Here is a 22,217-nt window from a genome sequence, read left to right on the forward strand (position 1 = left end):
TTGTCCATATCTAGAACTGTCCTTCCTTCCGTAATAACTCTCCAATTGTTAGGTTCATCTCTGCTTTTCCTCCAAATACTGTTCCCACTTTTCCTTCATATAAGTGAACGTAATTGAGACGTTTGCTTTCATTTGGTAAAGGTATATAGCCCACAGCACTGGCTGTTGTTGGTGCTTTATCAATGTAAAATTCTACAAATTTGTTCACTAATCCTTTGTCTTGCTTATCTCGAAAATTAACGTAGATAAACAAAGGTCGGGCAAGAGGCTGATATTGGACTTTCTCCACAGTTTGACGCGACGGCAGTACTGCACCTTTGCCGTTGTCAATTGCCAACGCTTTTAACTTATTTTGGTATTTTTCGTAATAGGAATAACCAAAATAACCTAGAGCATTTGGGTCTTTGATTATGTCATTGACCAATACCTCATCATCTTCACTTGCTGTGTAGTCATCACGACTTGCTCTAGTTTTACCTACAGTCGCTTCTGTAAAGTAGTCAAAAGTACCAGACTTTTGACCAGCACCATACAAATTCATTGGACGATCTGGCCAAGATGCACGTACTTGGTTCCATCGGGTAATTTTCCCTTGGGCCTCCGGTGACCAAATCTTTTTCAATTCTGCTACTGTGATGTCTTTTGCCCAGTTGTTTTGCGGATTAACGGCAACGGTAAGTGCATCAAAAGCAATGGGAAACTCCATATACACCACACCATTTTTTTTGCAAACTTCCATCTCGACCTTCAAAATCGGTCGTGAAGCGTTACTAATGTCGGTTTCTCCGGCACAAAATTTTTCAAACCCGCCAGTAGTACCGGAAATGTTAACTGCAAACTGCACCTTATTCTTTGGGTCAGCTTGATACTCTTTGGCGATCGCTTGGGTAATTGGATATACGGTACTAGAACCATCAATTTTAATTGTCGTCCTAGCCTTTGAAGTGTTACTAACTTCAATAGCGTTTGGGGACTGTTGACTTTGAGTGCTAGAAGTTGAAGAAGCTGCACAACTACGGGAGCAATGCGATTTTGTGAGGTGCTTAAAATTTAGGTGCTAAATCACCTATTTAGGGGTGCGATCGCACCCCTAAAACTGTTTTTATTGAGAATCTAGCTCTTTAACTGAGAATTAAAGTCCGATCTAACAAAATCGCATTGCTCCCCACAACTACTTGCTAGAGCCAGCGTTAAGAGCGCGAGAGCCAATTTCTTAACTTTTTCTTTCATTGACCTCCCCCCTGTGCTGTAACTAAGTTTATCTCTCTCATTTCAAATAAACTTGATATATTAGGGTAGTGTCAACTGCTAGATATAAATATTCATCAAAAAAAATTGATATATTACTAAGTATTTTGGCAGGAGCGGGCAGGCAATATTTGAGCTAGGCGGCGATAATCAGATAAATATTGCTCTAATACTACAAATTGAACCAAATTAAGGCTGTAGTAAATCCAGCGTCCCTCTTGACGCGAACGGACTAACCCAGCTTCTTTGAGAGTTTTCAAATGGAAAGACAGTTTTGACTGAGTAACCTCTAAAGTCTCGCATAAGTCACACACACACAGTTCTTGCTCTCGCAGCAGTTCCAAGACTTGAAGCCGCAATGGTTCAGAAAGAGCATGGAAGCCAGCAGCGATAGTAGCGTTCGTGAGGGTGGCAAGAGAATCCATCAAGTTTTATTGAACTATCTTTTCATATTTATCATAGCAAGCTAAATTCAACCTAAAAAATTATTGGATTTCTTAGTCTGAAGTAATAGCAGGAAATTCCATGAATATTTCATGTGGAGGTAACAGTTATGCTTGATGCAAGGGAGATTTAGCCCCTTTGAAACTTTCAGCGCAATGCCAACCACTTCATTGAACACTTACAGGAAAGCCATAAACTGATTGTTCTCCCCGTCAATGGCAAGGCATCGGTGATTATATAGGATGCAGCATTGTATCAAAAACTATTGAATGAGTTGGAACTAGCACGGTCGGCTGTTTTTGAGGCTCTGTTTTTTGTTTTACCAGCTTAGGGTCATAAGTTGGTATTTAAGTTCTGACTGGACTAATTACTAACTCTGTACTAACCTATGTCTGCTTGTAGCCTTCTTATGTTTGGGTAAAATGGGAGAGTTAAAAAGCTGAAATTTATATAGGATAAGCTTTTTCAGCTTCTATTTCCGTTTTAGCGTGAATCTCGGCTCAATGCCAAATTCAGATTAATCATTCGTCAACAATGAGAACCCCTATTTATCTAATAAATCGGGGTTCTGTGCCTTGTGAAAATCACAAATTAAATAAGCTAATGAGCATTTAAGTTGCATGAAAGCAGGGCTTAAGCCCTTACTACAAAGTTATCTATATTTAGTAAGCATTTAAATGATTTGTATGAATAAAATTATAGCCCAAATGAGTGGTGAAAAGGTAAAGCTTACGCTTTATTTTACTGAAGTGAATAAATCTTATTGTTCCTAGTGAATGTGGTAAACTCAGTGATTACTAATTCAAGCGAAACCTTTCTGAAAGACGCTGTTGTTGAAAGATATAACTTCTCTAAGCTGAATAAAACTCGCATCCGTTTCAAGATTCAGTTAAAGAAGACAACTAAGAGTAATGCTCCAAAATGGACAGATGTTCTCAAATATTCTCAAGATGAACAAGAATCTGACTTAGTAAAGGTCACAAGCTCAGAAGTTGGTTTAAAGGGCATCAAAGTTTTCAAAGCTTTGGACGAAGCAGCAAACCAATTAAGGCAAGAAATTACTTCAGTTCAAGAATGGATGAATTATGACAATGGTGATTGGATTTGTCCTATAGACTTAGCGCCCTTGGTCTGGAATCAACTAATCGAAATTCGAGATAAGATTGCACCTGTTTTACGCACTCAACTAAAAGAAGAGTATGAAAAGGGGTACACAGATTATCAAGAACGTATTGACAAATTTCTCTCACTCAATGCTTGGCAGTTATCTGTAGAACAACAACAAGAAGTTAAGCAGAACTTAGCCAAAGCTTTTCCCTGTTTAGAGGAACTAGAGGACTATTTACAAGTAGTAATTGGTCGTCCTGTCATTATTCCCGCCATCAGTGAACAATTGTCCGAGAAACAAGCTGAATGCTTAGGGCAAATAACTCGGTTTATCGAACAGTATGACAGAAATTTAGAACAAACACTGAGGGAATCAGCGATCGCTCTCGGTGAACAACTAGCAGCCCAGTTGCTCGAAGATTTGAGCAATTGGGAACCAGGACGCAAGCCAGTCAACTTCAAGAAGAAGATGGAACGCCATTTCAAAAAAGTCCAAGTGCTTTTGGCTAACGCCAGTTTTGAAGCAGGTAGCAGCCTTGGACAAATGATGACTCATCTAGAAAATGTTCTCGAAAACGCTTCTGTGGATGCCAAAAAGCTGGATTCACAAGGGCGTTCTCAGTTGCAGGAAAGAATGGATGAAATTTGCTCCAAGCTTTTGGATGAACAACGCCATCTCCAACGATTAGCAAGTGATGAGGGTATGGGCTTAACCAAAGCTACAGCGATGTCTCTCAAACTTCGCTAGAAAAAACAATCGAGAACGTGTCTGTATCGTCGTTGATTGAAACCGAGGTGTGGGGGAGCCACTGCGGTGGGCGGGTTTCCCGACTTGAGGCGACTGGCGTCAAGTGGCGTTGAAGAGGAAGACAATACGCCCACACTTCCCAAGCTTGCTACGCACTTAAAAGGGGAAGTGATAGGTAGGAACTTTTTGCTTCCTTGTCTATCACCACTGTTCCCATTAATTTACCAGTCCACAGTATTTAGAGGTAGGAAATGTCGCACTTTTCAACTGTCACCACAAAACTAACTAACCGTGAATGTTTAGTACAAGCTCTACAAGATTTGCAGCTTACTGTCCAAGTTTATGAAAAACCACAATCGCTGAGAGGTTATTACGACGACTCCCAGGGGAAAAGTGCTGAGATTGTTGTCCCTGGCCGTAGTTTAAGTGTCCGCGCAGATATCGGGTTTAGGTGGGATCAAGAGGCAGGGGTGTATCAACTCATCCATGATGCCTATGAAACTGTACCCCGACTAGGAGAAAACTTCTTTTCTCACACCCTAATACAAGCCTATGGCAAGAAGATGGTTCGCGCTAAAGCAGCCCAGTTACAAGAACATCTAGGAGAATGCACCATCACAGAAGAAACCAACGGTCAGGTACATACTCTGCGCCTTGCATTTTCAGCACACCAGCAAACTCAACAAGTTCGGAGATAATTTATGGAACGGGAAATATTGATACATTTTGACACTGCTACAGGTGAAGTGAAAATAGAAGCCGAGGGATTTGAGGGATTGTCGTGCCTAGAAGCAACCCAACCCTTTGAGGAAGCTTTAGGTATAGTGCAAGGCGATCGCACTTACAAACCAGAATTTCAGCAACAGCTTCGTAGTTCGATTACTCATCAACAACAGTTGTACCAATAAATGGGCATTGCTGAATTATGGGATGAAATTTTACGTATTGAAATTTAAAACTCCTTATTCTCTCTGCGTCTGGAGCGTGAGATAAATCATCCCGCATTTATGCAACGCCAATAAATGATGACAAGGGAAAGTGGAAAGACAAAGAAGATAGGGGACTTTAATAATTCTTCCTTGTCTTTGTGTCATTCCACCAATAAACATTCGATGGGGGGACGAGGAAAATCCCCCCGCACAATTTTTCTATGAGCGAATTACCTGAAGATTATCCGATGCTCCATATTTACCCCTCAAAAAGAGCGCGGGAACCAGTAATTATCAAAGGAAATGCAGAGGGATTGTGCGCTTTAGTCAATGCCCTAATTTCTGCCATTGCTCATCCAAATTCTTCTGGAGTTGCTGAAGTGTTTAACGGCGATGCCGAAGTTTACGAAGTAGTCGTGCATCTTGTTACCACTCACGAAAAACTTTCTCCTGTACCCGACCAAAATTCGCAACAATGAAACTATCAAACTTGATTACCACCATTGATTCTCAAATACCCATCGTGGCAATAGATGTTCTGTCCCCCGAAGAAGCCACTATCATTCAGTGGTTAACTACTGAAGTGATGGACAAACTTAACAGTCCTGTATACTTCTGGAATTTGGGAGTTTCCGCCTTAGAGCAATGTCTGATTGCTGACGACGGTGGACTGGTGTTCAAATCAGTCGAAACGTATAAAAAGCCGCCTCACATAGACCCTTTAATATATGTGTTCGAGTACATCAACAATTTCGGCGGTAATGGGGTTTTTATCCTGGGAGATGTTCACCCTTTTGTGGGTAAAAACTCCCTGCAATTGAGTTGGGAAGTCCTCACTAGAGTAAAAAATTTGTACCATCGCCTCAAACCGACTGAAAAGCGAATTGTGCTTTTAGGTCAAAACATTCAACTGCACGAATCCCTGCTGAGACTAATTCCTTGCTGTGAAGTTCCTTTGCCCAGCATTGAGCAAATTCAAGACCACTTAGAATCATATTTACTGTACTTGCAAGAATCTGCCAGTGAGCAAGAGGTAACTTTTACCATATCTCTCACCACTGAAGATAAAGAAACTTTGGCAAGAGCAGCATTAGGCTTGACACTAGAGGAAATCAGCGACTTTCTCCGGCTCACTGTTAAGGAGCGATTAACTTCTAAAGGTATAGTAATCGATACTACAATTATTCCCTTGGTTGTCGAATACAAAACCCGCCTACTGGCTCAAATGAGTATCGAATTAGGTAAACCGGCGACTATACCCTTTGGTGGTTTGGATTTATTGCGGGATTGGTTGCAACGCCGCCGCCGATTATTTTCTCAAGAAGCGCGATCGCTAAATCTACCCCAACCTAAAGGAGTGCTACTAGCAGGGCCACCAGGGACAGGTAAATCGATAGTGGCGAAAAACATTGCAACCATACTCAATCTTCCACTGCTGCAATTAGACATTGCCTCAATGCTTGGTAGTCTGGTGGGAGAATCTGAGGGCAATGTCCGCCGCGCACTCAAGACTGCTGAAGCGATCGCACCTTGTATCTTGTGGATCGATGAGGTTGAGAAAGCACTTTCAGCTAACGGCGACACCTCTGGAGTCTCACAAAGGATTCTGGGGAATATACTCACTTTCATGTCTGAGTGTACGGCGGGGGTGTTTGTGGTGGCAACCTGTAATGACCCAACAGCGCTGCCTATTGAGTTCAAGAGGAAAGGGCGGTTTGATGAGAATTTCTTCGTTGACCTGCCTACTGAGTTGGAACGTTGCCAGATTCTCAAAATTCACTTAGAACGGTTTGGTATAGAAGTTCCGCAGGAATATCTAGAGGCGATCGCTGCTAGCACCGACAAGTTTAGTGGTGCTGAGTTAGAAACCCTGGCATCAGAAGCAGCTCTACTGGCTTTCGATGAGGGAAGACCTCAGCAGGTCACACTGGCTGATTTAGAAAATTGCCAGCAAAATATCACCCCTTTAGCTGTTCAAGATGCTGCTGCTGTTGAGCGGATGCAATCTTGGTCAAAGATTGCGCGACCAGCTTCCAGTCCTGTGCAGGTGTCTAAGAAAGGTCTTCGTACTTCTAGATTCCGTACTAATTAGATAAATGCGCTTCTTGTAAGACCAAGAAGCGATCTCTGCGGTGAGTGATCGCTTCCAGCGGGGCGTAGCCCATCGCGAACAGCGTCTCGTTGGCACAGCCTAAGAAGAGAAGCGATGTCTACGGCCACCCGTTCGCGTAGCGTCTCCGACAGGAGAAGCAGGAACGCCAAAATGAAAGAAACTACTCCACATTGAATTTTTACTAATTAGGTATTGCCCAATTAGTCATAATTTGAAGCTTTTATCAAATGAATATCTGTTGTTGAGATGTTCATTTGACATGGCAATAGTCTACTCTGAATCAGGTCAAAAATATGGAAGTTTACTTAATATTTGTAGATGCGGCTCAGAACAGTAACAAATTCTGGAGTGCAAAAGTTGAGCAAAGCAATCTAACTGTTGAGTGGGGTAGGGTAGGCTACAAATCTCAGCAAAAAGTTCACTCTTTCGGTAATGCTCAACAAGCAGTTTCTAAATTCCACAATCTCGTGGCTGAGAAGAAAATGAAAGGCTACCGAGAAAGCCAACCTCAAATTGATAGTACTTCTGATTCTCTAGAAATCAAAAGAGCTATCCAATTACTGGAGATTTTGCGCCCTTATGTAGCACAAAGACAATTTGCCAATAGAAATTATCTAGAGGCATTAAACCAATATTTAAAAATCGTTCCTACACCTTTAGGAATGAAAATAGACCCGTCTCGAATATACCGCGATGTGGCAGATGTTGAACATCAACTATCACTGCTAAACTCTTTGTTGGAAACTGATTCTGTGCTGGTTGATAACACTACAGAAGAATCTGGCAATACAAGCAAAGTTATCAGTTTAAAAAGCATTGGAAAGAACTTTTGGAGGCATTTGTAGAACTTAATAATTCAGGAGCGGAGCCTGATACTCCGAAAGCTACGATTAGAATAAAGGCTTACCTGAGAGCGGTTAAATGGGATATATCAGTAAACTTTCGTATGTATCACAGAGTAAAAGTATCTGATTCAAAACTTCACATCCTTTATTTTCTGCTATCGCAGTCACCTTTCTAACAATGACGCAACCAGAAATAAATTATCATGACTCAAACAGCATCGAAACAAAGGGTAAAGCCTGCCAATCAGACCAAAAAAACAAGTGTAGCTACTCCTAAAGGCGAAAATGAGGTATCAGCAAATATCCCAGAAATATCTACAGGTAAAAAGAAAAAATTTACATCTCCTGATGCTGATACTTCAACTGAGCCTATCTTAAATAAGCGTACTAATAAACGTTCTGCCAAATCAGAGTTAAACTCTCAACCACTTATAGAATCAGGAATGGAGGTAATCTGCTCACAAACTAAATTTCACGATGCACTCTCTTTAGTTAGTTGTGCTACCCCAGCTAAACCTACCCATCCGATTCTTGCTAATGCTCTAATCATTGCTGATATCGAAACACAACAGATACATTTAACTGTTACTGATTTAGCATTAACAATTCAGGCAAGTTTTGAAGCCCAAGTTTTACTCAAAGGTGAAATTACTGCGCCAGTGGAAATGCTATTTGAGATAGTTAAGCATTGCCCTAATGGTAATATTAGCCTCAGTAGTCAGACTCAGATTATACAGCTTATTGATGAGGAGAAGCAAACAAAAATCTGCTCTCTCAGTTTATCTGATGCTGATGGAAAATATGAAATTAGAGGCATTAGTGCTGAAGAGTTTCCACCTAGTTCTACAATTGATGCTACTCCTATTCCTCTGCCAAAAACAGTTTTCAAAGATGGTTTGAAAGGTGTAATTTATGCTGTCAGCACTGATGAAAATAAATATATTTTGACCGGAGTTCATATCCAACTTGCACAGGAGAAGTTAAAGTTTATTGGTACTGATGGGCATCGAGTCGCAACCACTGAACTTTCAACTCAAGGAATAGGTAGAAAACCCCGCAAACAAGTAGAATCTGAAGAAATAATCCAATTTACTCTTCCTGGTCAAGTCCTCAAGGAACTAGTGCGTAACTTGGATGATTCTGTCGAATTCATTAATCTGTTGTATGATGCCCAAAGTAATCGCTTGGGTTTTGCTTGGCAAGATATTATCCTCAGATGTCAATGTCTGGAAGGAACTTACCCTGACTGCGAACAGCTATTGGCAAGATTTAGCTTTGACCGAGAAGTAATCCTAGAAAAAGCATTCTTAGTCAAAGCACTGGAACGCTTATCTGTGTTAACAGATAAAAAAGAGAAAGGTATTTATTTACAGTTTGATGGAAGTTTGCAGCAGTTACGATTATCAATTGAACGGGAGTTTGGCAAAGGCGATCAGGTTATTGCTGCTCATCTACCATCAGAAATGTCATTGAATATCCAGTTTAACCTCAAGTATTTAGTAGAAGCAGCCAAAGCAATTCCTAGTTCCGCTATCAAAATGCACTTGCAACAATCAGATCATCCTGCCATGTTGGTTCCTTATGGAGATAGATTAAATCCAGAACTGCAAATGGAAATGCGTCAATTCTTATTGCCACTGTACACTCTAAATACTTAATAAATGTTAACCGCAATCTTGAAGTTTTGTAGGTTGTTTTGGATACGAGTAGTGTTTATTTTAGACGGGGATTTGAGCAACTCTGGACAAAACTGGACAATATAAACGAAAATCCTCGATTTTGACAAATAGAAACTGTGCATTTTGGCGGTAAATATCCAACTATTTGCCGCCAAAATACCAAACAAGCAGTTATTAATGAAAATCACCTGCTGTTAATAGTTGTAAATACAGAAAAGGAGGAAATTCGGCAATGGATAAGCTAGACCAATATCGCAATGCTATCAAGAAAATATTGACTGAGTATTACGAAACTACTAAGACTCAAGTTGTAAAAGATGCGGGAGTTGAAGTAAGCGATCGCTTGGCTTTTGATGAAACAAGAGATCAATATCTTTGGTTTCGTTTTGGCTGGGATGACAAAAAGCAGATCCAGTATATTATCATCTATCTCTGCATTAAAAACGGCAAAGTTTGGGTGGAAGAAGATGCAACTAATTTATGCGTTGTTGATGATTTGCTATCAGCCGGAATACCCCAAGCCGATATTGTTTTGGGTTTCCATCATCCCAGTAAACGAGGTTTAACAGAATTCGCTACTGCTTAAGGAGGCAGCTAAAAAAGATAAAATTAGCGTTTTATGAGCCAAGGATATGAATTCTAAAAGTGCTATAGCTCGGTTATAAATTCAATAAATTTATCCACCTGTTTCAACGTTTAAATAATTAGGTGTACTCAACTTTTGGTATTGGTAAATCTTACTGGAAACGGTTGAGCAAATCAGCCTACTTTGGATTCAAAATTACACCCCCTTAACAGGGGTAAGGGCGACAAATTAAGGTTAATGAATCCTATGTCTACAGTCGCCCTACATCAAAAATATCGACCCCAGACAATAGCCGAATTAGTTGGACAGCCCTACATCAAAACTGCTCTGACTAATGCTGTCAAATACCTGCAAATTGCACCCGCTTATTTATTCACAGGTTCTAGAGGCACAGGTAAAACCTCAACTGCTCGAATATTTGCTAAATCCCTCAATTGCCTCAACACTAAAAAACCAACTGACCAACCTTGTGGTGTTTGTCAATCCTGCCGTTCAATTGAAACCAGTAATAGCCTAGATGTTAGTGAAATTGATGCTGCTTCTAATAATGGTGTAGATGATGCCCGTGCTTTAATTGAGCGCAGTACCTTAGCACCTGTTGCAGGACGTTACCGGATTTTTATTCTCGATGAGTGCCATTGTCTAACTGGTAACGCCTTCAATGCTTTACTTAAGTCTATTGAAGAACCACCACCTCATGTTGTTTTCATCCTCTGCACAACAGAATTGCACAAGGTGTTACCTACCATTGTCAGCCGTTGTCAGGTGTTTAATTTCCGCACTTTGTCTGTTCAGGCAATTGTGCAGCACCTCCGTATTGTAGCAGATGCAGAATCTATCTCTATTGATGAGGAGGCACTGACAGCGATCGCAAAACTCAGCGATGGTGGATTGCGGGATGCACTGCAATTACTGGGTCAGGTGAGTCTTTTAGATGAAGATATCACTGCCAATCATGTCATGGAAATCGCTGGTGGTGTGACAGAAACAGAATTAATGTCAATTTTACAGGCAATATCCACCAACAACACCTTTAACTTGCTGCAAGTAGCAAGACTTCTAGTGGACTCTGGTAAAACGCCCAAATTGATTCTCTCCAACTTACTGCAAACATATCGAGATTTACTGATTATCAAATCTGCACCCAAAGAGCAATCCCTGCTGACTAGTTGTGTTAGCTATGCTCAACTCAAGGTTTTAGCAAATCACTGGAATTTCGAGACGCTGAATTTGTCCTTAGCAGAGTTACAAAAAGCAGAAAACTATCTGCGGTACACAGTAAATGCTGCTGTGTGGCTAGAAGTTTGCTTACTGAACCTGATACCCAGTTTATTGCCTGTCAGTGCAACCAAGACGCTAACTGCTAAACCTGTAGATGACAAAGGGCATGATGGCAAATTGTTACCAGCAGTTGCAGCCAATACCGCCAACCTGGCTCAAATTTGGCAGCAGGTGATGGATACGGCTAAACCCAGCAATCAAAAGCTGTTGGCTCATGCAAATCTCGTTAAATTGCAAGATGAAAAGGCAATTTTAGAGGTTACACCAGCTTACTTGAATAAGTTTGAAAGTAGTAAAGAGGCGATCGCTAAAATGCTGCAACGAGCTACCCAAAGTCAACAACCAATGACTGTGTTAATTAAAACTGCCAATAAGAGCAGTAATGGGAGGGTAAAAGCATGATTGTCTTGCTGACAGGTGACGACCAACACGCTATTCAGGAACAGCTAAACCAATACAAAGCAGAGATTGATGCTCAATGGCTCACACTTTGCTATCACCGATTTCCAGCCGATCGCCTTGACCAAGCTATCAGTGTAGCTCGCACTCGTTCCTTGACTGATGGTAAAAAACTGGTGATTGTGGAAAATTGCCACCTCAAGCAGTGGGGTGATACTGAGCTGGAAACTTTGCAGCAGCTTGTTCAAGTGCCTGAATTCACAATTCTGGTGTTTGTCGCCACCACTGTAGATAAGCGGCTGAAGGTTTACAAACATATTGTCAAGTATGCCAAGTTGTTTGAGTTTCCATTGATACCAGCTTGGCGTAATGATTTAATTGAACAGGCGATCAGTACTCAGGCTAAAAAAATCAAGTTGGTGCTGTCAAAGGGTGCAGTGGAATATCTAGCAGAAGCAATTGGTAACGACATGACCCGTGCAGCCACAGAGTTACGCAAACTGTATATTTATGGTAAGGGCAGACAACTTGAGCTTGCAGAAGTAAAAGAGTTAGTGCCATGTCAGACTCAGAATAGCCTACAACTGGCATCTGCTATTCGCCAAGGAGAAAGCAATCAAGTTTTGCACCTGCTGGATGATTTACTGTCACGATCGGAACCATTAATGGTAATTGTTGCTACTCTCCTAACGCAGTTTAGAACTTGGCTGTGGGTTAAATCTGCGATCGTTTCTGGGATTAAGAAAGATAGTGAATTAGCTCAACTTTGCAGTATCAGCAATCCTAATCGCATTTACTATTTGCGTCAGGAGGTAGCAAATACAAGCATCAATGCTTTAGCTAAGGCAGTAACTATGATGCTGGATTTGGAGATGTCTATCAAGAGAGGTGCTGAAAGTAAGGATTTACTGCTAATAATTCTTAGTGTTAGCAGGTTATTTAAGTTAACTTAATCAACATAAAGTTGACTGAGAGTTTTGGATTTTGGATTGTATATTTGATTTAAATCTAAAATCCAAATTCACTAATAATGATATTAGTATCTAACATAATTTTCATAAGTTACGTTTCTCATTTTAGGAATAGGACGTGCTGGCTCTCTTGAGAATATTGGTATCAAGTAAGTATTTCAAGCTCATAGTTCAATTTCTCTGACCACACTGCGCTCTCGTAAATCAGCGAAATCATCATCAGTAAAGATAATCCCCTCGCTTTGGATTACGCTTCTAAATTTTTGTAATCCCTCCCAAAAATTATCCCCTCTAGATTCCTCCTTTTTTTTACGGAGAAACTCAAACAAATAGTCCAGTTCTTCTGTACGCAAACTTTCAATAGAATTAATAATTTCTTGTAAAGTCATCATAGAACCTCCTAATCAAGTAAACTCTACCTTTACTAACTCTATTTTAATCTCTAAATCCAAAGCCTCAGCCTCTTACATGATATTTTTCCTATCACTCTGTTTCTAGATTTATTTTGCTTGATAACCTATAAAACTTGCATCCATATCAATAACGACTATACCCCCTCGATTTTTCTCTATTTGTCGCCAGACTTCATAGCCCATACAAATTGCCTTCTCCCAATCACCAAGTGAACACATAGAAACTTCTAAATCGAGAGTCATATTTTTAATGATCTTCAATAGTTGTTCATCTATCTCTGAAATTCCTTCCAAAAACCCGTGATCTTTGGCATAGCTAAACGCGAGTGCTGATATGCCTTCTTCAATAGCTACTGCCCGACCGCCATCTTCAACTTCGTCGGTGCGGGGATTGCTTTTTCGCTTAAGTTTTAGGCTACTCCGAATAACTGGCGACCAACCTAAAACGGCAACATACGACAAATGAAAAACATCATGAAAGCGGTAGCCATCACTGGAATATGAGTTATCAGTGAGGTAATTTCCAATTTGTTTACCATTGATAAATGCTCTCACTTTTACTGAGTTATCTTCGGTTTCTTCAGTAATATTTATTTCAATTTTTCGTGGAAAACGCTCGTATTCTGGAAAGTCATTATCAAATAGGTATGCTGTATTTTCACCATCTGTTTGTGCTAAATCTCTTCTTCCCCAACGGTCACGACATTTATTCAAATTACTTTGTGCAATTTCTGTTAAATCCAGATCAAACTTACTTGCTACGTTAGCAACATACCAAAGTAAATCTCCTAACTCTTCCGCAACACAATCTTTGAAAAGTTTATGGGCATCTTTATCTCGAAGATGTTTTTTATATTCAGTCAGGAGTGAGCCAGCCTCGCCTACTAAACCCAGCAGAGGAACTACTATTCCATCTCCATTTTTAGCAGGAACTTGATCTGTTTTCAGTGCTTGTTGTTGATATGCATAAAAATCCATCATTCACTCCTTACCCTGAGATTGTAATTAGATTTAGATCGTCCAGAAGCTTGAATTTTTGTATATTCTTCTATAGTTTGGTTAATTTTCCATTTTGGTGGATACCAATAACTAATTGGTTGTACGTTAACTGAATACTTTTGCTTTATACGAGTTCTTCCTGATATTCCTGATATTTCAGGGTGTTTCATCCGAGAATATTTATCTACCTCACAAAATAGATTTTGGCAGTCAATTAATTGCAGTTTACGTCCCCAAAGTGACTGATAATTGAGTCCTAACCTCTCAAATTCTAATTCTTGTCGCTCTGCCATAAATTTAATAATTTCTGGTTCGTTTAAGCCTCCTAAATCAAGAAAACATTTGCGGATACCATCAAGCGCACCAGGACCAGGAACGACAAATGCCATCTCGCTATAGTTAGTAATCTCGCTATAGTTAACATCAGTTATAAACTGATATGCTAAAAAATCGCCAATAGTTGGATAACTATGTAGTAAATCGAAACCCTGGTGCATATTTCGTGACTCTGCGAGTTTCTGTGGCAGATTATCCGCCATCATCTTCTCAATCAACTTAAGATTATTGCGATGTTTTGTAGTATATCCAAATGTTTTACCACCCGATGGCATGATATAGGCCGCAGAATAGATGGTCTGACCTGACTGCATGGTTTCTGTGAGAATTTTATCGTAGCGTTCAAATGAATAGTCAGCATAAGTAATGTGACCAATATTATTTTCTAGAAGCTCCCAAGTTTCAATTTTGTTAAAAATCTTGAAGAGGATAATTCTAAAGAATACTTCATTGATTGAAGATGGTAGATCATCCCGATAGATAACATTGCGTATTAAATACTGGCTTGTACGATCACTTGCACGATAAGCGTTTGTAAACTTGTATGTAGAAAGAATTGGATCATCAGTCCAAGGCATTGGTGCATTTTCTAGTTTTTTGAAAAAAATCTTTTGTCGTTCCGCAGCGAACTGCCAATAAGTATTGAATACAACTGTAGGCTTTATGGGTGAAATATGTGAAATAATGACTGGTGATGAGATTGCTTTTTCGCCACTGTTGCCAATATCAAGACTTAATTGTTTGTCCTGTCCAGTATTTTCGCTGGACTGTTTCTGACGTTTTGTTACCATTTTATTTCTCTTAAGAAACATCTCTGTTTCCCTAAATTAGTGAATGACTCTTGTCCGTAAAAAGCTTTTGTTAAGCTTATCTACGCAAACAAAAGATATATTTTATCTATTTTTATGTTTGCCACTTGCTAGTTGTATTTCTAGCAGCATCTATAACTGGAGTGAGAATTGGCGATTTCTTACCAATTGTTTTTGTACCAATTTTCTGTAATTTTTCTACACCTACAAAGCAGTTCATCCGGTCAAGTATCAATCCCATTTCATGAGCCATAAAATGTCCCAATCTGCATAGCCCCAAGTAGTTACCGTAGGCTTTATTAATAAGCTGTTGAGTGGCATAGAAAGCATTGATAACAAGAGTTTTGTCTTCATTGTTAGGTACAAAACTGACGTGTTGCAAACAAGGAAAAGGAAGGTATGGATCACAAACATGATCTTGTGCAGGATCAAAAATTGAAGCTTGAAGCATACTTTTTCTAACATTTGAGCGCGATGTGTACTCAGAAATAATGTGTTCTAGTTGGTTGAAATGATGTGATTCTGAACCAAAAGCAATTAACCTTTCAAAATAAAGTCCACGTCTATTTTTAGACTTAGCAAGAGCCTTAATTCTTGGTAAAGTATCAATGTAAGTTTCAAAGAATTTTTTCCGGTCATATTTAGAATGCCTCCATAAAGAACCCGGGAAAATTGTATTTGCAACTGTGTGGATACTTTGTTCGCTGTTATTTTTAAGGCAGTTATCTAGTGCATCTCGAATAGATTGATCTTCGTTGGGAATACCTTTATTAAAGCCTGTTAAGCTTATTATTAGTGGTGAAATTTCATTGCCAGGATGATCGATAATGTGCAGGAATGCACGACACCAAGCATAAGAAAGGTTTGTTTCATCAATAAGGAGAGGCCTACTATTACTCATCTTCCTGCTCCTCAAGGTGGCGATATTGACTTAATCCAACAAACTGATAACGAGAAATCCGCACAAGAACTGCCCAATCAGCATCAGGACAGTAGACACGCACAATCCCAGGACGGTTAGCTCGAAAGAGACGACCTTGTGGGTGATTTTCTTGGAAATTAATAGTTTCATTCGTTGCTTCTGCTGTGCTTGGTAGAAGAAGATAACTTCCAACCTCAGCATCAAGTGTAGTCATTGACCAATCTTTATCAGCAATAATTAACGGCTCTGTTGATGAAAAACCAATAACTTCTTGGCGGATAGATTTGGGTGTAAATTTGAGAAGTAACTCAGCTTTGGTGCGATTAATAATTTCTAGCGCATAAGTCATGTGATTGATCAGAGTCTCGTACCCAACACCAAAACTACAGGCAATTGTGAAAATCTGAACTGGTGTTGCTGAAGAAATATCCCAGCCACGAGAAGTAAATGCTTTTCTTACGCCCAAAGTCGGCATGAGTAAGAAACCTGCAAAGGAGTCAACCAGAAACTCGTCAGGATAAAAAGGTTTAGATTTTTCCGAATCCTTTATCAGTTCATCAATGGTTGAACTGTGTCCAAAAACGTGATGTCCGAGTTCATGACCGCAGGTAAAGTTACGCCTAGTAAAAGGACGTAACGCGGAAAGTAATATTTGTGGTTCATTTTCTTTTAGATACATACCTTCCATACTGATGTCAACAAATCGAACTTTAACGTTAAGTTTGTCGCATAAGTTATAGATACAAATTGGACTTTTGAGGTCTAAACCAGCTTTTGTCCGAATTTCGATTGATTTACGCATGGCCTGTTTAGCCAATTCTTGCTTCTGATTAGCCACAGATTTTTTCCTACACTTGGTATCAAAGTAACTAATATTACTAATCACAGGTTGTCTCTCCCTGTTCGCATTGAAGCAAGTAATATTAACAGTCGGTCTAAATCTTCTGGTTTCAGCTTTTGGAGTTCCCGAGCAGCAAGCTGAAGTTTATTGTCATGAATATCGACTTTATCCACACCCTCAGCAAATAGCCATGACACACTTACATCAAAAATTTCTGCAAGTTTTGCTATCTCTTCAGCAGAAGCATTTCTGTTCCCGGCCTCTATTTCCGAAACAGAGGGTCGATGCAGTCCAAGAATTTTAGCTACTTGTGCCTGAGAGAGACCAGCCATTTTACGCGCTTCCCGAATGCGAGAAGCGATAATTGCTTTTTTGTCTTTTAGTTCAGTCATCTCTTTTGATTCCCTTTACTGACGATTTCACAAACTACATCAACTGATTCGTTGATAGTGAGTCGCTGCGTGCCATCCTCTGAAAGAAAAATGTTTACATCGTTTGGAATGTCTACATTCAGTTCAGTAGACAGCATAGTAATAGCAGCAAGACATAGATAACTGTCAAACCACCCTAAATCATTGAAAGGACAGGTTGTTCCCGTAATTGGTTGCCCTTGATACCCGCAATCAGTCTGCATTTCTTGAAACACTTCTATCAGCTTGACCTTTACATTTTCTGGGGTCATAGTGCAGCACACTATATTACGTTTGGTAAGATAATCTTACGCTTGGTAAGACAAAATGTCAATCGGAGTTCAGACTAATTTATTTGTTAACCATCAACCGTGAGATAAGTTTTGTATATTACACTGTGTACTGAATATTCTTATGCCCAGGTTAAAACAACCCAGAGTTGTAAAAATGACAATAAAGACTTACCCTACCTCGGTATCACTCCCCCAATGGGGGATTTTTTAGGGCAATGAGCGAAAAACACTGCCATGACCACGCCCAACTATAATGCCCTGCTACAAAGCTTTTGGACACCACCTCGTACACCCCTTACAGAAAATTCCAACTCAAATAACCATCTTACTGAACCAACAGATATTACTGAATTTATTGGTGAAGATTTACTCTGGCAACAGACTATCCCTGCCAAAGAAGCTAATCTGAAAAATATCCCTAATGACCTACCAAATAAACTAATTAAAGCACTTCACTCATTAGGAATCACCCAACTTTACTCTCACCAACTTCAAGCCTTACAAGCAATTAGACAAGGTAAAAGTTTAATCCTCACCTCTCCCACAGCCAGTGGCAAAACTCTCAGCACATACCCCGCCATTCTGGAAGGTTGTATAAATCAAGAACATCGAGCATTAGCATTTTATGGACTACGAGCATTAGCACTAGACCAGTTTCACAAAATCTCTGAACTACTCTCTACCATACCAACACAATCCAGACCTATACTGGCAATGATCACTGGAGATGTCAAATCAGAAAAACGAGAACAAATCCTCAAGAGTGAACCGCATATTTTAGGTGTCACACCAGAATTAATCCACTTTCAACTCAAGCAAGCCTGGAAATCCGCGCATTGGGCAAACTTTTATCAGCGATTACGCTACATACTGATTGACGAAGCTCACACCCTCTCCGGTAGCTATGGCGCAAATATGTCCTGGCTGATTCGTCGCATTAAACTAGCAGTAGATCATTACGGTGGTGACTCCAAGAAACTGCAATTTATCTTCCTGAGTGCCACTTGTGGTAATCCTAAACAACTGGCTCTGAAAATCTCCGGCTTAAAACCAACTAAACTCAACCCCAAACCCCTGATTTGGATTCGCAAAAGTGGAGCAGCTTCACCATCTAGACAAATAATTGTCACTCAGCCCAGTTACAATCTGACTGGTGATACCGCTCGGATAATTCAATTTTTGCTCAATCAAGGTAAATCAGGTATCGCCTTTTGTAACTCCCGTCGCAGCGTGCGGGAACTAACAGAATTACTCAAATCAAACCAAGTAGCCGCATTCTACAGTGGTATCACTTCCGAGCGTCGGGCAGAAGTAGTTGACCAACTCCAGTCTGGCACGATCAAGTGGATTATTGCCACAGAAGCATTAGAAGCTGGAATTGACCTACCAGAATTAGAATGTTGCATTTTGCGTGGCTGGCCTGGTTCCAAAATGGCATACCAGCAACGCAGTGGCCGCGCCGGACGTTCACAACCTGGACTAACAGTGCTGCTTCCCAATGCTCTCAATCCCATAGACTGCTATGTAGCAGAACATCCAGAAATGCTGGTATCGCCAGAAGCTGAGGAAGTGTTCTTTAATGACGAATATCCCATCTTTGCTGCTAAACATTTGATGTGTGCAGCCGCAGAAACTGGTATTCCTACTAATAAAATCAAGCACTACTTTGGCACAGCAGCTTACGAGGTAGCAAAACTCCTGTTAGCCCAAGGGCATCTAAATAAAGGTCGTAATGGACTGTGGGCAAAAGGCTATCCCCATAAAGATGTTAACTTTCGGGGTGGCTTATCCCAAACTACCATCAAACTAGTAGATGCAGAATCTGGGGAAGAACTAGAGGAAATCTCAGAAGATATTGCTCACCGGGAAGTCCATCCCCAAGCCATCTACAAACGACAAGATACCAATGGACGAATGCTGACTTATCAGTGCATCTCCCTTGACTTGAACAGCAAGCAAGCAATATTAAAACAGACAGCAGATAGCTCACTGTTTACAGTTGCAGTTACAGAATCAGAAACCAGTAGCCTAACAGTGCTAACAGATCCGGTGAAGTTACCATTGCTGTTTTCTCAAGTCAGTGATGTTGATGACTGTCAGGAATACTTAACCCTGGAACTTAGTTTTGGTGAAGTTAAGCACATTACCAGTGGTTACAGTTTAATGACCCAAATGTATGAGCAGACTTGTTTGAACAAGCGGTGTCTTAACTACAAAGAGCCGCTACCTAAAGAACGTCGTTGTCCGCTTTGTAGCAAACTCACACGCAAAGCTGTAATTGTGAAAACCCTATCAGAAGAAAAATTTGAGCAGCCTTTCCGTACTCAATTTTCAGCACCAATGGTCAAAGTAGCAATTAGCTCAAATGCGCGGCAATACCTCCAGCACAATGCCTTGGAAACTAGAACCAATTTAACCCGCAGTGGAGAACCAATTCCACCGGGCTATCAACAGTTGTGGGAATATTCCAGTACCTTGATTGCTATCCACACCTTTGGGCATCAAATTATGAGAGCGTTACAGCTGGTGGCTAGAGTTGACCCAAAACAGGTGAATTTTACGGTAGTGAAGGAGTTAGGGGGGGAAAATAACAATTACACAGGCTATTTCTATGATACCAGTGATGGTGGTAATGGTGCGGCTGAAGCTGTGTTTAAGCATCTGCCAAAACTTGCTGGTGCTGCGAGAGCGATCGCACGAGATTGTAATTGTGATACTGGCTGTGCCAAGTGTCTAATTCAACATGGTTGCCCTGATGGTAATACTGGTTTATTGAAGCAGATGGGATTACTGTTGTTAAATGCGATCGCCTCCGACAAAACATAGCCTATCGCTGCACCTGATGTTTGACACAAGCATCGTCGTAAACATCGCTCAAATTCCAGATTTTATTGTTCCAAATACTCAATCACTGCCTCCAAGTCTGCGATGCCTGCGGCGGGCTACGCCTACGCTCGATTAAATCGATTGAGCATTGCTTCTGCTACTTCTGGTTGGGTGTTGACAGTCGGTAGTTTTTCCCTTACCACACCTTTTAGTGCTTCTAGCCACAGCGACAAATTTGTATGTCGAGCTGCTGTCAATAATCCCATATTGGTGAGAACAGACAAATGAAACCCAAGTTGGTCTTGTCCACCATAACCCAAATATCCGTTGCTCAGTTCTAGTTTTTCTGGAGTAAATTCAAAATACTGGTCAGAGGTAATACCAGCAGATTCTAGTTTGGGTTGTGGTAATGGAGGTTGGGATTGAGTCATTATCAGTTAGGATTGTTGTACAGCAGTTAATTTTGACATTTGCAAAACACTGTCTGACCAAATACCAAGTTCTTGAATAATCTGGTTTTTAGCATCTGTCTCATTCCAGGCTTGTTCCCAGTTAAATAGCCAGCGTGTGAGAAACCTTCCTAAGTTTGCTAACTCAAAAGCATTGTCAATATCTATATCTGGGGCTATCCACTCAAGAAAATACATAGTCTCTCTAATCAGGCTTTTGACCACATTCTCATGCGTATAATCACTGAATAGTTGACTTATCCGTGCTAAATTAGTTGCCAATTTTTCCAATCTAACAGGAATACTATCTTGCATAAAGGTTTCTTGCTCATAAGTTAAGCCACTATTCATACCAGAAACTCCATAATAATTGCGGCAACCTGTTCTCTAATTTTAACGTCGATAATTTCCATTGAACGATTCTGTCGGGGACGGAGATTAACCATAGACTCATAGATTATCTGTTGTGTATCAGGTCTGAAACTAGCGGCCCAAATATCGCTCTGCTTACTACCATCTTCTAGCAATGCCTGTTCACAGTAAAAGTGCATTTCACCTCCCCCAGCCAGAATCCGACGCTCAATATCTACCGCTACCTTAATATAAAACTTTAACTCTTGTAGCATCTGTTCAATTTGCTCTGGTGTAGCACTAACTCTAATAATCTCAATCAAAAAACTTACTCCTATTAAACATACGGTTGCCCTGGCTATCTTGCCTAATTACATTAACTTTCAGCTATCAACAGTAATACCAGATTGTTGCATAGCTTTGTAACTAAATTTTCTACTTCCAGCAACCCACAATACGCTGTATATCTGTATTGAAGCATGATTAATCGAAGTAATTAATTTGCAGCTTACCGCTGCATTGGAGAGATGTTATATTCTCTCCACCATGCCAGTAATTAATCTTGCCGATATTCAACAAATTACTAAAACACAGCAACAACTCCTATTACCCAGTCAAAAATATCATCCAAATCGCTCTGCCTTTGACTCTATAGTTGCAGATAATTTATCTTTGGTGATGAAACAACTATTTTTAGGACTGACTGTAGAACCTTTATTAAATGCCTATCCTCAAATTGCTCAGTGGGTTGATCAAATACAGGAACTTGCACCGGAAATTTTTAAATCTCGGAAAAAGTTATTAGTGGATAATCCAGTTATTGCACCTCTTGCAATTAATGACGACAAGCACTTTATTCAAGTATTAACAAATATAGCATTTAAACAAGGTATTCCCAGGCTTTATGAATGGGCTATACGCCATCCATACTTAAGCTGGCAAGACCGGGTAAAGTTGTGGACTACGGCTAGACAATACTCAGTTACTCCTAACCAAATACAACTCGTAGTTTTAGCATTACATCCTGTTAAACCAGCCCAAAGATTAAATGTACGCTGGAATAAAAAGGATCAGATGCAGACTGAAAAATGGTTAATTAAACTACTAACTCAATCTCCAGATAACAAATCACAATCAAACATAGTCATTCCTGAGTTATCGTCAATGGTCAATTTAGAAGCTATTCCAGAAGTCAAGATTTAAGAGGCTAATGCCTCT

Annotated in this window: 23 protein-coding genes and 1 pseudogene; 12 read left to right on the forward strand and 12 right to left on the reverse strand. The window is 40.2% G+C overall.

Going from position 1 to position 22,217, the window contains the following annotated elements:
• Positions 1-10 precede the first annotated feature (10 nt).
• Together AACW45_RS17015 and AACW45_RS17020 are read right to left on the reverse strand one after the other, a co-directional pair.
• Positions 11-1,012 (reverse strand): annotated as a pseudogene (locus AACW45_RS17015) (PstS family phosphate ABC transporter substrate-binding protein); the annotation flags it as partial.
• 334 nt (positions 1,013-1,346) lie between these two features.
• Entirely contained in the window at positions 1,347-1,673 is a 327-nt protein-coding gene (locus AACW45_RS17020; RefSeq protein WP_190633699.1) for an ArsR/SmtB family transcription factor, read from the reverse strand.
• Between the two features lie 809 nt (positions 1,674-2,482).
• Here AACW45_RS17020 and AACW45_RS17025 point away from each other — a divergent pair.
• From AACW45_RS17025 to holA, 10 genes are all read left to right on the forward strand, one after another.
• On the forward strand, positions 2,483-3,547 hold the full coding sequence (locus tag AACW45_RS17025; protein ID WP_373462091.1) for a hypothetical protein: 1,065 nt from the start codon (positions 2,483-2,485) through the stop codon (positions 3,545-3,547).
• A 251-nt stretch (positions 3,548-3,798) separates the two neighbouring features.
• On the forward strand, positions 3,799-4,245 hold the full coding sequence (locus AACW45_RS17030; RefSeq protein WP_099066957.1) for a DUF1257 domain-containing protein: 447 nt from the start codon (positions 3,799-3,801) through the stop codon (positions 4,243-4,245).
• A gap of 3 nt (positions 4,246-4,248) precedes the next feature.
• On the forward strand, positions 4,249-4,455 hold the full coding sequence (locus tag AACW45_RS17035; protein ID WP_190633701.1) for a DUF2997 domain-containing protein: 207 nt from the start codon (positions 4,249-4,251) through the stop codon (positions 4,453-4,455).
• A gap of 242 nt (positions 4,456-4,697) precedes the next feature.
• Positions 4,698-4,955, forward strand: coding sequence for a hypothetical protein (locus AACW45_RS17040; RefSeq protein WP_190633702.1), 258 nt, complete (start codon positions 4,698-4,700; stop codon positions 4,953-4,955).
• Positions 4,952-6,568, forward strand: coding sequence for an AAA family ATPase (locus tag AACW45_RS17045; protein WP_190633703.1), 1,617 nt, complete (start codon positions 4,952-4,954; stop codon positions 6,566-6,568). The genes AACW45_RS17040 and AACW45_RS17045 overlap by 4 nt, the downstream gene beginning before the upstream one ends.
• A 314-nt stretch (positions 6,569-6,882) precedes the next feature.
• Positions 6,883-7,434, forward strand: coding sequence for a WGR domain-containing protein (locus AACW45_RS17050; RefSeq protein WP_190633704.1), 552 nt, complete (start codon positions 6,883-6,885; stop codon positions 7,432-7,434).
• 203 nt (positions 7,435-7,637) lie between these two features.
• Positions 7,638-9,092 carry a DNA polymerase III subunit beta gene (dnaN, locus tag AACW45_RS17055; protein WP_190633705.1) on the forward strand — a complete coding sequence of 485 codons (1,455 nt, stop codon included), beginning with the start codon at positions 7,638-7,640 and terminating at the stop codon, positions 9,090-9,092.
• Between the two features lie 253 nt (positions 9,093-9,345).
• Complete coding sequence (locus AACW45_RS17060) at positions 9,346-9,699, forward strand: XisI protein (protein ID WP_099066952.1); 354 nt, start codon at positions 9,346-9,348, stop codon at positions 9,697-9,699.
• Between the two features lie 246 nt (positions 9,700-9,945).
• Positions 9,946-11,382, forward strand: coding sequence for a DNA polymerase III subunit gamma/tau (gene dnaX / locus AACW45_RS17065; protein ID WP_190633706.1), 1,437 nt, complete (start codon positions 9,946-9,948; stop codon positions 11,380-11,382).
• Entirely contained in the window at positions 11,379-12,332 is a 954-nt protein-coding gene (gene holA, locus AACW45_RS17070) for a DNA polymerase III subunit delta (RefSeq protein WP_190633707.1), read from the forward strand. The genes dnaX and holA overlap by 4 nt, the downstream gene beginning before the upstream one ends.
• Before the next feature lie 182 nt (positions 12,333-12,514).
• Here holA and AACW45_RS17075 read toward each other — a convergent pair whose 3' ends face one another.
• The 7 genes from AACW45_RS17075 to AACW45_RS17105 all read right to left on the reverse strand — a co-directional run bounded on the left by AACW45_RS17075 (position 12,515) and on the right by AACW45_RS17105 (position 17,352).
• Positions 12,515-12,739 carry a hypothetical protein gene (locus AACW45_RS17075; RefSeq protein ID WP_190633708.1) on the reverse strand — a complete coding sequence of 75 codons (225 nt, stop codon included), beginning with the start codon at positions 12,737-12,739 and terminating at the stop codon, positions 12,515-12,517.
• Between the two features lie 111 nt (positions 12,740-12,850).
• Positions 12,851-13,741, reverse strand: a complete 891-nt coding sequence (locus AACW45_RS17080) for a nucleoside triphosphate pyrophosphohydrolase family protein (RefSeq protein WP_190633709.1) — start codon at positions 13,739-13,741, stop codon at positions 12,851-12,853.
• On the reverse strand, positions 13,741-14,889 hold the full coding sequence (locus AACW45_RS17085; RefSeq protein WP_190633710.1) for a nucleotide kinase domain-containing protein: 1,149 nt from the start codon (positions 14,887-14,889) through the stop codon (positions 13,741-13,743). Before AACW45_RS17085 ends, AACW45_RS17080 begins: the two co-directional genes overlap by 1 nt.
• Before the next feature lie 112 nt (positions 14,890-15,001).
• Complete coding sequence (locus AACW45_RS17090) at positions 15,002-15,808, reverse strand: thymidylate synthase (RefSeq protein WP_190633711.1); 807 nt, start codon at positions 15,806-15,808, stop codon at positions 15,002-15,004.
• Positions 15,801-16,667 (reverse strand): ImmA/IrrE family metallo-endopeptidase, encoded by an 867-nt coding sequence (locus tag AACW45_RS17095; protein ID WP_199331165.1) that lies wholly within the window; start codon positions 16,665-16,667, stop codon positions 15,801-15,803. The genes AACW45_RS17090 and AACW45_RS17095 overlap by 8 nt, the downstream gene beginning before the upstream one ends.
• A gap of 44 nt (positions 16,668-16,711) precedes the next feature.
• Positions 16,712-17,062, reverse strand: coding sequence for a helix-turn-helix domain-containing protein (locus AACW45_RS17100; RefSeq protein WP_162398228.1), 351 nt, complete (start codon positions 17,060-17,062; stop codon positions 16,712-16,714).
• Entirely contained in the window at positions 17,059-17,352 is a 294-nt protein-coding gene (locus AACW45_RS17105; RefSeq protein ID WP_162398227.1) for a hypothetical protein, read from the reverse strand. The genes AACW45_RS17100 and AACW45_RS17105 overlap by 4 nt, the downstream gene beginning before the upstream one ends.
• A gap of 255 nt (positions 17,353-17,607) precedes the next feature.
• Between AACW45_RS17105 and AACW45_RS17110 the strand changes: the two genes are divergently transcribed.
• Positions 17,608-20,199 (forward strand): DEAD/DEAH box helicase, encoded by a 2,592-nt coding sequence (locus AACW45_RS17110; RefSeq protein ID WP_190633712.1) that lies wholly within the window; start codon positions 17,608-17,610, stop codon positions 20,197-20,199.
• A gap of 122 nt (positions 20,200-20,321) precedes the next feature.
• On the opposite strand, the gene AACW45_RS17115 is transcribed toward AACW45_RS17110, so the two are convergent.
• Genes AACW45_RS17115 through AACW45_RS17125 form a run of 3 tightly spaced genes read right to left on the reverse strand, consistent with a single transcriptional unit; the run spans position 20,322 to position 21,322 of the window.
• Entirely contained in the window at positions 20,322-20,630 is a 309-nt protein-coding gene (locus tag AACW45_RS17115) for a hypothetical protein (RefSeq protein WP_190633713.1), read from the reverse strand.
• Positions 20,631-20,636: 6 nt separating this feature from the next.
• Positions 20,637-20,999, reverse strand: coding sequence for a hypothetical protein (locus AACW45_RS17120; protein WP_190633714.1), 363 nt, complete (start codon positions 20,997-20,999; stop codon positions 20,637-20,639).
• Positions 20,996-21,322, reverse strand: a complete 327-nt coding sequence (locus tag AACW45_RS17125; RefSeq protein WP_190633715.1) for a DUF5674 family protein — start codon at positions 21,320-21,322, stop codon at positions 20,996-20,998. The genes AACW45_RS17120 and AACW45_RS17125 overlap by 4 nt, the downstream gene beginning before the upstream one ends.
• A gap of 223 nt (positions 21,323-21,545) precedes the next feature.
• Here AACW45_RS17125 and AACW45_RS17130 point away from each other — a divergent pair, with 223 nt between their 5' ends.
• Positions 21,546-22,202 (forward strand): hypothetical protein, encoded by a 657-nt coding sequence (locus AACW45_RS17130; protein ID WP_190633716.1) that lies wholly within the window; start codon positions 21,546-21,548, stop codon positions 22,200-22,202.
• Positions 22,203-22,217 lie beyond the last annotated feature (15 nt).

The sequence above is a fragment of the Calothrix sp. FACHB-168 genome, assembly GCF_963889195.1.
GTDB classification, from domain to species: Bacteria; Cyanobacteriota; Cyanobacteriia; order Cyanobacteriales; family Nostocaceae; genus Aulosira; species Aulosira anomala_A.